This is a genomic window from Varibaculum sp., assembly GCF_008661855.1.
GTDB classification, from domain to species: domain Bacteria; phylum Actinomycetota; class Actinomycetes; order Actinomycetales; family Actinomycetaceae; genus Varibaculum; species Varibaculum timonense_A.
In genome coordinates this window covers 66614-79695 of the sequence record NZ_RPZY01000056.1, presented here as the reverse complement: position 1 = coordinate 79695, position 13082 = coordinate 66614, and the positions used below count along the sequence as shown (strand labels likewise).

The 13082-nt window shown below is 51.0% G+C and carries 10 protein-coding genes; 2 read left to right on the top strand and 8 right to left on the bottom strand.

The features are described 5' to 3' along the window. Positions 1 to 975: 975 nt before the first annotated feature. On the bottom strand, positions 976 to 2355 hold the full coding sequence (locus QZT94_RS07915; RefSeq protein ID WP_296762324.1) for a UTP--glucose-1-phosphate uridylyltransferase: 1380 nt from the start codon (positions 2353 to 2355) through the stop codon (positions 976 to 978). A 58-nt stretch (positions 2356 to 2413) separates the two neighbouring features. Next, positions 2414 to 3754, bottom strand: coding sequence for a DUF349 domain-containing protein (locus tag QZT94_RS07910; protein ID WP_296762321.1), 1341 nt, complete (start codon positions 3752 to 3754; stop codon positions 2414 to 2416). Positions 3755 to 3886: 132 nt separating this feature from the next. On the opposite strand from QZT94_RS07910, the gene QZT94_RS07905 reads away from it, so the two are divergent. Further along, entirely contained in the window at positions 3887 to 4642 is a 756-nt protein-coding gene (locus QZT94_RS07905; RefSeq protein WP_296762319.1) for an MBL fold metallo-hydrolase, read from the top strand. 152 nt (positions 4643 to 4794) lie between these two features. After that, a complete protein-coding gene (locus QZT94_RS07900; protein WP_296773337.1) occupies positions 4795 to 5532 on the top strand; it encodes a hypothetical protein in 738 nt (245 codons plus the stop codon). On the opposite strand, the gene QZT94_RS07895 is transcribed toward QZT94_RS07900, so the two are convergent. The 6 genes from QZT94_RS07895 to ruvB all read right to left on the bottom strand — a co-directional run bounded on the left by QZT94_RS07895 (position 5509) and on the right by ruvB (position 13080). Continuing rightward, positions 5509 to 7836 carry a bifunctional (p)ppGpp synthetase/guanosine-3',5'-bis(diphosphate) 3'-pyrophosphohydrolase gene (locus QZT94_RS07895; protein WP_296762315.1) on the bottom strand — a complete coding sequence of 776 codons (2328 nt, stop codon included), beginning with the start codon at positions 7834 to 7836 and terminating at the stop codon, positions 5509 to 5511. The two genes, QZT94_RS07900 and QZT94_RS07895, sit on opposite strands and share 24 nt — an antisense overlap. Before the next feature lie 75 nt (positions 7837 to 7911). Next, positions 7912 to 8451 carry an adenine phosphoribosyltransferase gene (locus QZT94_RS07890; protein WP_072509700.1) on the bottom strand — a complete coding sequence of 180 codons (540 nt, stop codon included), beginning with the start codon at positions 8449 to 8451 and terminating at the stop codon, positions 7912 to 7914. Then, positions 8448 to 9536, bottom strand: coding sequence for a protein translocase subunit SecF (gene secF / locus QZT94_RS07885; RefSeq protein WP_072509701.1), 1089 nt, complete (start codon positions 9534 to 9536; stop codon positions 8448 to 8450). Before secF ends, QZT94_RS07890 begins: the two co-directional genes overlap by 4 nt. Beyond that, positions 9533 to 11416 (bottom strand): protein translocase subunit SecD, encoded by a 1884-nt coding sequence (secD, locus tag QZT94_RS07880; protein ID WP_296762311.1) that lies wholly within the window; start codon positions 11414 to 11416, stop codon positions 9533 to 9535. The genes secF and secD overlap by 4 nt, the downstream gene beginning before the upstream one ends. Before the next feature lie 36 nt (positions 11417 to 11452). Next, the gene (locus QZT94_RS07875; RefSeq protein ID WP_270626793.1) at positions 11453 to 11908 is read right to left on the bottom strand and encodes a preprotein translocase subunit YajC; all 456 of its coding nucleotides are present in this window, start codon (positions 11906 to 11908) and stop codon (positions 11453 to 11455) included. A gap of 113 nt (positions 11909 to 12021) precedes the next feature. Beyond that, on the bottom strand, positions 12022 to 13080 hold the full coding sequence (gene ruvB / locus QZT94_RS07870; RefSeq protein WP_270626794.1) for a Holliday junction branch migration DNA helicase RuvB: 1059 nt from the start codon (positions 13078 to 13080) through the stop codon (positions 12022 to 12024). Between the last annotated feature and the right edge of the window lie 2 nt (positions 13081 to 13082).

Here is a 13082-nt window from a genome sequence, read left to right as displayed (position 1 = left end):
CTGCAAATCCAAAGCCAGCCGACCATTCCATCCTCACCAGACAGTTCCACCCTCCCAATCCAAAACCCAGCAGACAATTTACAACCATTCCACCTTCCACAGACAGTTTCACCCTCCCAATCCTGACCCTGGCTTCGTTCTTCTCTTACCCCCAAGCCATCCATCCGGCATGACCCAGCCGTCCCCACCAAACCCGGAGGGCAATTTTGCACCAGGAGGGTCATTCTGCCAAACCCCACCAGCAGTTTTAATCAATCCCCTAACCATTCCACCCTCCACAGACAGTTCCACCCTCCCAATCCGGGCAAAACCTACGAAAATCAGGCTCTCTCGGTCAATCGGGAGGGCGTTTCGGTTATTGGAGGGTGATTCGGTTGCTGGAGGGCAATTCCGCACCAGGAGGGTCATTCTGTCTCCGGAGGGTGATTCCGCACCACCCCACCAGCAGTTTTAATCAACCACCCAACCATTCCACCCTCCCAGAACAGTTCCACCCTCCAAATCCCGAACCCAGCAGACAAATCCCGACAGTTTCACCCTCCCGATTCAAAACCACCCTCCTAATTCAGCAATCAAGCCCAAATAGCGGCGATTTCACATAAACCCGGAGGGAGATTCGGTTATTGGAGGGTGATTCGGTTGCTGGAGGGCGATTTTGCACCAGGAGGGCGATAACGTCAGCCAGACAAACACAACCAGCAAAAACGCAGGGCAATTCCACACCCGGTGGGTCATTCCGTCCCCGGAGGGGGATACCACCAAACCCCACGAGCTCCCCGGTTAAAGATGACGGGAAATAACGCCAGAAACTACGGGCATTAGCCAGAAACTATTCCCTAGTTAAAGCTAATCAAACCTAACGTGAACAGGAATTACCCTAAAAAACCTAAAAATTACCCTGAAACCAACTCTAAAACCGACCAAAAAAATAGCCCGGAATTGATTCCTGATACTAACCTAAAACTAACTCAGAAATTACTCGGAAAGAGTAGTGTTATCAGGAACCATCTGCTCGCCCTCGGCGCTCAAAGCCACATCCCCAACAACTTTAACGTTTCTACCGAAAGTAAAAGCGCCACTAACCTTAAAAGAATTAGCATCCCGAAGTGAAGGAACCCCGAAAGCAAAACGGGACTCAAAATCAGCAATCTTCTTGAAGAAATGGCTATCCAAATCGACTTCCACATTCCGGTCATTAACCTGACGCAAATGGAAATCCTCGCCCAGCTCATAAATATCAGAACGGACCAAAGTCAGCTCGTTAGTGGTTTTAACCGGTAAGAAACGACTGCGAGGAACCAAAATAGCAGTTGCACCCGCGAAAGACGCAATCGCCGCGCCCATCGCGGTTTCCATTTGGATAACTGCCGGACTGTCAGGATCGGAGGGATCAACCGTCTTGTGATTGGCAATCAACGGCAACCCCAAAACCGCGTTACGCTCTACCAAAGCATCACGCAGCTTCAACAAATCAAACCAAAGATTATTAGTATGAAAAAACGGGTGTCGATGCTCATCAGTAAAATAATCCATCTGCTCGGGAGGAGTCTGCGCCGTATCGCGCAAAATCAACTGCCCATCAGATTCACGAATCGCCAAATGACCACCCTTACGGTCATTAACTGTACGAGTACAAAGCTCCGCCGCATAGGGCGCGCCACTGCTGGCAAACCACCCAGCTATCTCCGGGCTCGGGGTAGCACCCAAATTATCCGAATTGGAAGTCATTGCGTAACGATAACCAGCGTCAATCAGTTTATCCAGCAACCCCGAACCAAAAAGCGCGGTATAAATATCGCCATGACCCGGAGGACACCATTCCAGCGAAGGATCCTTATCCCAAGAAACCGGGGTTAAATCATCGGCGCGCAGCTTCGGCTCTTGATTTTGCAGAAAATCCAAAGGCAAATCATCAACTTGGATACCAGGATGCTTTTCCAAAGCCGCCAAAGTATCGGCTTGTGTGCGGAAAGAATCCATAAAAATCAGCGGCAATTTCACGCCGTACGATTGCCGCGCCGCCAACACCTGACGGCAAATAATATCCAAAAAAGTAAGCCCCGAACGAACCGGCAATAAGGACTTGGCTTTATCCATGCCCATAGAAGTGCCCAGCCCGCCGTTGAGTTTAATCATTACGGTTTTAGATAAAGACTCACGAGCTTGCTCGGGACTGACCTGCGCATCTGCCAGGCTATCAACACTGGTGAGCGGGGAAATGGTTTCCTCCGGGATAAAACCGGTATGCTCGCCCTCTAGCACCTGGTAATAGTGAGAAAACACCGAGATAGCTGCCGGGCTAACCCCAGCTTGCTCCATTTTTTCCACCGCTTGAGCCAGCCCTGCTTCACTCATCTTCAGCTTTCTCCTTTACCTAAAACAATGCCTAGACTGGAAAGTCTCCACCTTAAGACTAGAAAGTTTCCACCTGTTGCAACCAAGCTTTCCGTGCCTGTAAAGAGTCCTGTAGTTCTTTCAACTTGGCCTCGTTACCGGCAGATTTAGCCTGTTCGATTTGTGCCTCAATATCGGCGATTAAGCTCTTTAGCTGCCCCGCCATACCCTCGGCGCGAGCTTTAGTCTCTGGGTTGGACTTACGCCAGAGATCTTCCTCCAAGGTGCGCAAATGATCCTCAACCGCGCGCATACGCCGTTCTACCCGCTCAACATCGGCACGCGGCACATGACCTACCTCGTCCCACTGTTCTTGCAAAGGACGCAGCTTGGCTTTGAGCTGCTCAATATCGGTTAAATCCTTTAGCGGCTCTGCCTTTTCTAAAATGGCTTCCTTCTTCGCCAAATTTTCCGTCTCTAAAGCGCTCTCTGCTTCTTGCTGGGCGTTCCGGGCATCAAAAAATACCTGTTGAGCATGGTGAAAACGCTGCCACAAAACATCATCATCACGCCGGGAAGCTCTACCAGCTCGCTTCCACTGGCTCATCAAATCCCTAAAGGCCCGAGAGGTATCGCCCCAATTAGTAGACGAAGAAAGCGCCTCCGCCTGTTTAATCAGTTTCTCTTTAGCGACTTTCGCCTGAGTCTGAGCAGAATCCAACTCGTTAAAAAACGCCCGCCGGTTCTTTTCAAATAAAGAACGTGCCGCCGCGAAACGCTTCCAAAGTTCGTCCTCGAAAGAGCGCTCAATCCGCGGACCATCATGCTGAAGCCGCTTCCATTGGTCAAGCAAATCCCGTAGTTCCTGCCCGGACTGTTTCCACTGGGTGCGCGAAGAATCCTGCCCGGCAATTTCCTCGGCTCTGACCACTACTTTTTCACGGTTTGCCCGCGCCTCTTCCTTGGCTTGAGCGCGCTCCGCCGCAACCTCTTCTTTACGTTTATCAGCCTTTTCTTGCAGCTTAGCGACCTTTTCACGTAAAGCCGGTAAATCACCAACCGCAGCCGGTTCGCTCACCTGCTCCCGTAAAGAACTCATCGTTTGATCAATTTCGCGTTCAGCCAACTTTGGAAGCCGCTCTGCAAACAAAGAAATCTGGGCAGCTAAATCCAAATAGCGCCGCGCGTAAATCTTTAACGGATTTTCGGGAACTTCCGCCGGGAACTGTCCAATCTGGCGTTCCTGGTCACCATCCTTCACCCAAACGCGACCATCTTCATCAACCCGTCCAAAGGACAGAACCTGAGACAAATCAGGAGTTTTAGCGGTATTCACCGGTTTATTTTGGGCAGATAAATGAATCTTCCCCGGAGTGGGAACAGGTTTAGGCTTCGGTGTCATATCAGGCTGTTCAGTCACTAATTTTTTCCTTAAATCAGTTCTTCCTGCGACTAGGTTAAGCCGCGTGCGCGTGGGATGTTTTACCCCAACAACATATTACGCACTAGAGCCCCTAAAGCGCCAACAGCCGACATACTTTAGGATAAAAACATGAGGATAGAAAAACTGTACGCGCCCTATTACAGCGAAAATCCCTACATACTGCTGCCTGATGAAAGTCGAGAAGCTCTGGTTGTAGACCCCGGATATGGCGCTCTAGAGCAAATTCAATCAACATTGGACAACCTTCAGGCAACGGTGGCAGCTGTGCTGTGCACCCACGGACATTCCGACCACATTTGGGATGCGCACGCGGTCGCCGGCTCAGCTCCGGTCTATATTCCCGCCCCCGATGAATACCGTTTCCACCCCGATAAACTAGACCCGCGAGAGCGAGCCGAACACCAAATGAACTTGCCACCTTGGCAAGAACCCAAGAATCTGCAAGTCCTGCCCGATATAGCCGCTGTAGAGGGCGTAGAGCTAGCTCCCGGAATCTTCCTGCGTCTGCTGCCCGCTCCAGGACATACCGAAGGCTCTAGTCTGTTCTTGTTGGAGACTTCTAAAGTTTCCGGCTCCGCCGCCCAGGAAGCTCAAAACTCATTTAACCAGTGGCTACGATACTCCAATCAAGAGGACAGCTTGCTAACAAAACTGGCGCTTTGCGGGGATGTAATCTTTGCTGATTCTGTAGGACGAACCGATTTGCCCGGTGGGGACAGTAAACAAATGTTGCACACCTTGCGCACCCTGCAAAATGTAATCGACCCGGACACAGTGCTGCTACCGGGGCATGGCCCAGCGACCGTGTTCGGTTTAGAAAAAGCGCACAACCCATTTTTGGCGCAAGCCCGCTACCAGGGATAAGAATAACAACCCCGACAAAGCATCCTAGTTTTCCACAGCTATCCAGGTTGCATACTTTTCCTTACCGGCTTATTGCAGCATTTCCCGGAAAGGTTTCTACCCTAAATCCTTAAAAGGTGGAAGCAATACTGGTAGACCCGTTAGGAAACCAAGTGATACATGGGGCCGCGCGTACCTCCCTGATTAAAGGTAACCGTTTTCAAATCTGGAACGGCGCCGACCGGGAATTACTCGCAGAACCAGTCACTCTAACCTCAATCTATGGGCGCGCCCTGTTCTTAGCTCCAGTCATTCCCCGGGATTGCATCTTGACCGGGAACTCGGCTGCCTGGGTGTGGGCGGGCAATGGTAATGCCCCTGAGCTGCTGTATATAGCTTCCCCTAATCGTCCGCGCCGCGCGCAAGACTCCCGGTTTTGGATTTACCTAAATAAATCCGCCCGGCAGCTCCTGCAACCCCAGACAATAAAACCCCTAGGCTCCAGGCGCGCTAGCAGACCAGTTTTACCGACCCTGCAAGCAGTAAGTCCCCGAAGCCTCCCCCATAAAACTGACGAGGCTAACCCGGCAAAACGCGGCTCCCTTTTTCCAAAGGACGCACCCACAACCGCGAAGATAATCTCTCTCTACCCCGAGCACTCCCCTGCTACAATCCCCGACACGCAACCTCGTGAAAAGTCTATGAAAAGCGGAAAATACCCGAAAGAAGCCCAGAAGAAAACAAATAACACCCAAAAATATCTACCGGGTGACTGCTTACAGCTGGCGGGAATACATATCTTAAGCCCCGACGCAACCCGCGATTTTTGCGACAGCCACCCAAACCTACCCGGAAGTCAGACCTGGGAGCGTACCCGCCTCAAATCCTTAACCGGTCGGGTGTTTACGTAAAGAATTAGTCGTCCGGTTCGCTGAAAACACCCCAGGAATCTTGCGAATATCAGTCAAAATCGTATGCAAATAGCGACTATCAGCCACCTCGAAAGTGTAGCGGGAACTGGCAACCCGATCCGAAGAGGTATTAACTACCGCCGCTAAGATATTGGCTCGGTAATCGGAAAGCACCTTGGTAACATCGTTAATCAGCCCTTCACGGTCAAGAGCCTGAATCTCAATCTCTACCTGGAACTTCGCCGTTGGGTGAGCTGCCCAAGACACTTTAACTACCCGGTCGGTATTCACCATCAGGTTTTGGGCATTAGAGCACTCTTGGCGGTGAATCGAAACCCCATGTCCGCGGGTAACAAACCCCACGATTTCATCACCGGGCAAGGGGTTACAACAGCGGGCAATCTTCGTCCAAATCTCCCCCTGTTTCATTCCCTCCACTTGGATGCCAGCACCCTCGGCGACGGTATTAGAACGGGTATCAACCTGGGCGGGTAGTACCGCCTCGGAGAGAGTTTCCTCCGCGCCGTCCTCTCCCCCGACACTCTCCATCAGCTTATCTACCACATTGGAAGCTGAAATATGGTGAGAGCCGACCGCCGCGTAAAGCGCAGAAATATCGCTATACCCCATATCGGAAGCTAAAGCCGTCATGGTGTCATGGCTCATTAGCCGCTGCAAAGGGAGATTCTGCTTGCGCATATAGGCAGAAATAATGCCTTGACCCGCTTCGATTGCTTCTTCACGTCGTTCTTTAGAGAACCAGGCTTTAATCTTATTGCGAGCCCGGGGACTGGCAACAAAATTTAGCCAATCACGAGAAGGGCCCGAATTTGCCGAACGGGAAGTGAGCACTTCTACGCTGTCACCGTTTTGCAGTTTGGTGTCCAGGGGAACCAATTTACCGCCAACTTTTGCCCCCACCGTACGGTTACCAACCTCGGTATGAACCGCGTACGCAAAATCAACCGGGGTGGAATCAGCCGGCAATTCTTTAACCTCACCGGCAGGAGTAAACACATACACCCTGGAACCAGACATTTCATAGCGCAGCGAATCCAAAAACTCGCCAGGGTCTTGGGTTTCCTTTTGCCAATCCACCAGTTGGCGCAGCCACCCCATTTCCTCTCCATCTGCTAAAACAGTTTTATTATCGCTAGTTGTTTTAGCGTTTTTAGCGTTGGGGTTCTCTTTGTAACGCCAATGGGCGGCAATACCGTATTCAGCCCGCCGATGCATCTCGTGGGTACGTATCTGGATTTCTACCGGTTTACCGCCCGGTCCTACCACCGTTGTATGTAGCGACTGGTAGAGGTTGAATTTGGGCATTGCAATATAGTCTTTGAAACGACCGGGAATCGGATTCCAGCGGGCGTGCATTTCCCCAAGAACCGCATAGCAGTCCCGCACCGTATCTACCAGCACCCGCACGCCAACCAAATCGTAAATATCGTCAAAGTCGCGGCCACGCACAATCATCTTTTGATAGATGGAATAGTGATGCTTAGGGCGACCAGTGACCTGACCAGCAATTTTATTTAGACGTAGTGCTTCTTTAATCTGGTCAATTACTTCCCGTAGATATTTTTCTCGCTGCGGGGCGCGCTCATGTACCAGATTATCGATTTCTTCATACAAATCGGGGTACAGGGTTCTGAAAGCTAAATCCTCTAGTTCCCACTTTATGGTGTTCATACCTAAACGGTGAGCGAGGGGGGCAAAAATCTCTAGGGTTTCGCGTGCCTTGTTTTGAGCCGATTTAGGGGAAACATATTTCCAGGTGCGGGCATTATGAAGCCGATCACCGAGCTTTATCACCAGTACCCGAATGTCGCGTGACATGGAGATAATCATTTTGCGCACAGTTTCGGACTGCGCCGCCTGCCCGTAGGTAACTTTGTCTAGTTTAGTTACCCCATCTACCAGCAGGGCGATTTCTTCCCCAAATTCGCTGGTTAGCTGTTCTAACGTATAGTCGGTATCTTCTACCGTGTCATGAAGTAGAGCCGCCGCTAAAGTGGTGCTGGTCATCCCGATTTCTGCCAAAATAGTGGCGACCGCTACCGGATGGGTGATGTATGGCTCCCCCGATTTTCTGAATTGTCCCTGGTGGCAGCGGGAGGCTGTTCTATAGGCGCGCTCGATTAGGGAAATGTCGGCTTTCGGGTGGTTCGCCCTGAGCGCGCGCACCAGGGCTTGAATGTGGGGATCTATATTTTTGGAACGTCCAGTCAGCCAAGCTAAGGACGCGCGCACCCTAGAGGACGGAACCGCATTAGCGCCCTCATCAAAGGTGGTAGAACTCATGTAACTATTTTAGTGACCTAGCAGTCATTTCCCCAACTTGCCAGCTAAAAGCGTTACAAAAGCAATGGTATCTAGCTAAATCATGGTGAGGGCTTCACAGGGCAGGTCGCCAAGAGTGGAACGACCATCAAGCTCTGAAAGCTCCATTAACACACAAACTGATTCAACCTTTCCTCCCGCCCGTTTAATCAAGGCAGCGGAGGCATTCACGGTTCCCCCAGTTGCCAGCACATCATCTAGTACCAGCACACGCGCTCCCGGTTCAATAGAATCAGGTTGCAGCTCCATCCGGGACTTACCGTATTCAAGACCGTAATCAATCCCAATCACGGGGCCTGGCAGTTTACCAGCTTTGCGAATCATCAAAGTTCCCAGCCCCAGCTCTACTGCCACCGGAGCCGCAATCAAGAAACCCCGAGACTCTAGACCCGCCACTAAATCAACCCGGCCACGGTAAAAATCAGCCAGTCCCTTAACCAGCTTAGAAAAAGCCTCTCCGTTAGCCAGCAGCGGGGAAATATCGCGGAACAGCACCCCGGTTTCCGGAAAATCCGGTACATCGCGCAGATTTGCGCGAATCAATTCCCCTAGCGGCGCAAGTTTAGGGTTAATCATCGTTTACTCCTGGCAGTGCGTTTAGGCTGAGCCTGTTGCCCCTGGTGGTGACCGGCTTTTAAGGGATGAGCAACCCGAATAGTATCTTTAGCGTCCTCGGCGTCCATATCAGAGCCATTGGCTCGTTTATCCAAAACTTTTTGTGTATGGGCAGCAATCTTTGTGCTGCGCGAACGCAACACAATCAACAGTGAAGGTGCAATCAAAATCGAGGAAAGCGTACCGGCAATCATACCTACGAACAATGCCAAAGAAATATCGCGCAAAGTTCCGCCACCTAAAGCAACCCAAGAAATCAATAAAATTGAGGTCACCGGCAGCAATGCCACCACAGAAGTGTTAATCGAACGTACCAAAGTCTGGTTGATAGCCAAGTTTACAAGCTCGCCGTAGGTGGAACGAGTTTGCTGCTCGAAATCAACCGACAATTCGCGAACCTTGTCAAAGACCACCACCGTGTCATAGAGGGAATATCCCAAAATGGTAAGCACCCCAATAATAGTGGCTGGAGAAATCTCAACCCGGGTAAGTGCCAGCACCAAACCGGTAATCAGCACGTCATGGCACAGCGCAAACAAGGCGGAAACCGCCATTGTCCAGGTTCTGAAATATGCCCACAACATCAGGGAAACAAGCAGGAAGAAAATAATCAACGACTGCAGAGCCTTGTAGGTAACGTCGGCTCCCCAGGACGGGCCGATAGTGGTGGCTGCTACTTTAGCTTCCGAAACGCTATAGGCTTTCGCCAAATCGGTTACTACCTGCCGTTTGTCGTTAGTGTCAAGACTAACTGACTGTACCCTGACCGAGGACGCGCCTACCGAATTAACGGTCGAGCCTTTAAGTTTCGGGTTGGCATTGACTACGTTTTGCGCCGGTCCTTGATCAGCGCCGCTAACCGAAGAAACGGTGAACTCGGTTCCGCCCTTGAAATCAATCGAACGCTCTAGACCAAGCACTGACATTGCCAGTACCGAAATCGCCATTAAAATAGCGCCTGCAATCAGCAGATATTTACGATTACCAATAAAGTTATAGGATTTGCGACCAGAATAAAGGGCGTTACCCCAACTTGAAAAACTCACTTTTCTTCCTCCTGGTCCGTCGCGGATACTTTCGCTAACTCATCTGTGGCAGCATCATCCTGGTTGGAATCCCTATTTGCCACCTCTGTTTGCTCAGCTTTGTTTTCACTGGGCTCGTTTGAATCTTCTTCCGGCTTAGTTTTATATACCGAACGTATCTTGCGTACTTTACCAGCGCCTACATAACGGTAGGTGCCCCGCTGCGCGCCCAAATGCTCTGGGTCAAGACCAGAAAGCTTATGACCTTCGGAATAGAACTTGAAACGCAGCAGCCACACCATCATCGGGTGAGTAAAGATAAAGATTAACGCCAAGTCAATCAGGGTGGTTACCCCCAGGGTAAAGGCGAAGCCCTGAACCCCACCGACCGCAAGGAAATAAAGGACGCAGGCGGCCAAGATATTAACCAGGTCAGAGGTAATAATCGTGCGTTTGGCCCGGTCCCAACCCACGCTGACCGCGCTAGATAGAGCTTTACCATCACGTACCTCGTCACGAATCCTCTCGAAGTAAATGATGAACGAGTCCGCCGTAGTACCAATCGACACAATCACACCGGCGATACCGGCAAGCGAGAGACGATACCCCATTGACCAAGAAAGCAAGGTAAGAACCAGGTATAACAGACCGCCCGCGCTGACCAGCGAACCGACAGCAACTAAAGCCAACCCGCGATACTGCCAAATCAGGTAGAACACCACCAGAATCAAACCGATGATACCGGCGATAACGCCATAACGCAGCTGGTTAGCACCCAAAGTAGCTGAAACTTGCTGCTCGGATTGCACATCAAAGTTCAACGGCAAAGAGCCAAACTTTAACTGGTTAGCTAAAGCGGTAGCAGAAGAGCGAGTAAAAGATCCCGAGATTTCGGCTTTACCGTTAGTAATAGCGTTGTTTACCCCCGGAGCTGAAACTACTAAACCGTCTAGCACAATTGCGAACCGGTTCTTGTCATTGTTTTGTCCCGCGGGCAGACCATTTTGTCCTTGCACAGCCTGATTGCGGAACTTAAACAAGCGGGTGGTAGTGTTTCCAAACTGGGTAGCGCCTTGCTTATCGAAAGCGAGATTAACTACCCACTGACCGGTAGATTGACCAGAAGCGCCAGTTCCCATCCCGGATTCTGCCGAAGAAATCCGCGCACCCGATACTTCTGCCGGAGAGAGAATATATTTCTCGTGCCCGTCACTAGCACAAGCTACCAGCGGTTTCTTGATATCACCGGAAGAACCACCCTCTAGAGAGCTCTTCTGGGTACAGTCTTTAGCGTAAAACTCTTCAATGACTTTCTCGGTAATCCAAGCATCATCGGAGTTATCTTTAGGCTGGCTAGCGGGCTGGTCGCTAATTTTGCCGTCTTTATTTATATCGGCAGCCTGTTTAGCGAATGCCTTGGGATCGACATTAGTTTTCGGAGCAGCAGTCTTTCCAGCTTGTTGCTTCGCGGCTTGCTGAGCAATCACCGAATGCGGAACCCCGGGAGCCGAGCGCAGCACTGAACGGAAATAAAGTTCTGCCGATTGACGCACCAAATCCAAAGTTTCTTTCGAGGGATTACCTGGTAAAGACACCAAAATATTGGAGTTACCTTGCGAGGTAATCTCGGCTTCGGAAACGCCGGAGGCATCAATACGCTGACGGATAACCTCAATCGCCTGGGTGATATCTTCGGCGGTTACCGCCCTTTTTGCCCCCGAGGCAGCATTAGCTTTCGGGGTGAGAATCAGCTGAGTACCGCCCTCTAAATCCAAAGCCAAGGAGGGAGTAGGCTTTGCTTTCTTAGTGAGTACCCCCACCAGTAAAGTGCCGCCCAAAGCTAACACAAGGATTAGGAATACTGCCAGGACGCGCCCGGCCCGATATTTTTTCGTAGCCACTTGTTGTTCTTTCCGCTAAAACACCGATTATTTCGTTTAGTTATTGTCAGAAGAGTTAGGTTGTTCTAAATCAGATTCTTCAGATTTGGATTCCACAGATTCCTCTTTACTGAGGTCGCCAGCCTCTTCGGTATCAGATTGCGCCATCTCATCATTCATTGCCGAAGCGCTATCCTGGTTATCTTTTTCGCTAGCTTTCATGTCCGAATCGGTATCTGCCTCATCGGGAGCAAAAGGCGGGTTACCTACGCTGACGATTGCCCGAGATGTCCACAGGGTTTCGGTACCGTCAGAGGTTTCTAAGACAACTACGTCCCCATCGGTTTCCACATAACGACCATAAAAACCGGAAGTAGTCATTACCCATGCACCGGGAACCATGTCCCTTTCCATTTGCTCTTTGCGCTGTGCCTGCTGCTTTTTTGCATTGCGTGAAGAAAAAATCATCATCACTAAGAACGCGGCAATAACTGCCAGCAGTAGCATACTCATTGTCAAACCTTCCAATCAGAAAATCTTAACCTTAACGATTCTAAGGGTTAAGGCACGTTTGTTTCATCTTTGGCACTCAGATTTAGCCAGTTTTGTGACCAGTAGCGCCCTGATTACGTCTGTTCGATATTAAAAAGAGAATCTTCTTCCCCTAGCTGGGGCGGGGTTAAACCCAAATGAGAGAAAGCAGTACTGGTAGCTATCCGCCCTCTAGGGGTCCGCGCAATAAACCCTTCCCGCACCAAGTATGGCTCTGAAACCGTCTCTACAGTTTCCGGTTCCTCTCCCACGCTAACCGCCAAGGTAGTAAGCCCTACCGGTCCGCCCGCAAAACGCTCACACAGAGCCTGCAAAACCAAACGGTCAAGCCTATCCAAACCGGCAGGATCAACCTCAAATAGGTCGAGGGCGGCCTTCGCGGCAGACAGGGATAGCTCCCCGTTTCCGTGTACCTGGGCATAGTCGATTACCCGTCGCAGCAAACGGTTAGCAATCCGAGGAGTTCCCCGGGAGCGAGCTGCCATCTCTGCCGCTGCCTGGGGGTCAAGTTCAGCATCCATAAGCCGCGCCGAACGGGTAAGTACCTCGCGTAGCTCAGCTGGGGAATAGTAATCAAGATGGGCAGTAAAACCGAAACGATCGCGCAAAGGAGCAGGTAACAGCCCAGAACGAGTAGTAGCACCCACTACCGTAAAGGGAGGTAAAGTTAGCGGAATGGAGGTCGCACCCGGCCCTTTACCCACCACTACATCAACCCTAAAATCCTCCATTGCCAGGTACAACATTTCTTCGGCGGTACGCGCTAAGCGGTGAATCTCATCGATAAATAGGACGTCGCCCTCTTGCAGGGCAGAAAGAATCGCTGCTAAATCGCCTGCATGTTGAATCGCTGGCCCGGAAGTAAGACGCAGCGAAGTACCGGTTTCGTGGGCAATAATCATTGCTAACGTGGTTTTCCCTAAACCAGGAGGACCGGCCAAAAGCACATGGTCAGGGCAGGCTCCCCTCCCAATAGCGGCTTTGAGCACCAGGTCAAGTTGGCGGCGAATCTTTTCTTGCCCTACAAAAGAATCCAGGTCTTTAGGACGCAGCGCCGCTTCCGCAGCCCGCTCAACCTCATCGGCACCTGCCCCCAGCGGCGAAGTAACTGCCCAATCGTTTGTTTCTTCCACTT

Bases quoted from the DNA above. Each gene is read 5' to 3' on its own strand.
- QZT94_RS07895 (WP_296762315.1), bottom strand. From the start codon at position 7,836: ATGAGTTCTACCACCTTTGATGAGGGCGCTAATGCGGTTCCGTCCTCT.
- QZT94_RS07905 (WP_296762319.1), top strand. From the start codon at position 3,887: ATGAGGATAGAAAAACTGTACGCGCCCTATTACAGCGAAAATCCCTAC.
- QZT94_RS07890 (WP_072509700.1), bottom strand. From the start codon at position 8,451: ATGATTAACCCTAAACTTGCGCCGCTAGGGGAATTGATTCGCGCAAAT.
- QZT94_RS07875 (WP_270626793.1), bottom strand. From the start codon at position 11,908: ATGAGTATGCTACTGCTGGCAGTTATTGCCGCGTTCTTAGTGATGATG.
- QZT94_RS07915 (WP_296762324.1), bottom strand. From the start codon at position 2,355: ATGAGTGAAGCAGGGCTGGCTCAAGCGGTGGAAAAAATGGAGCAAGCT.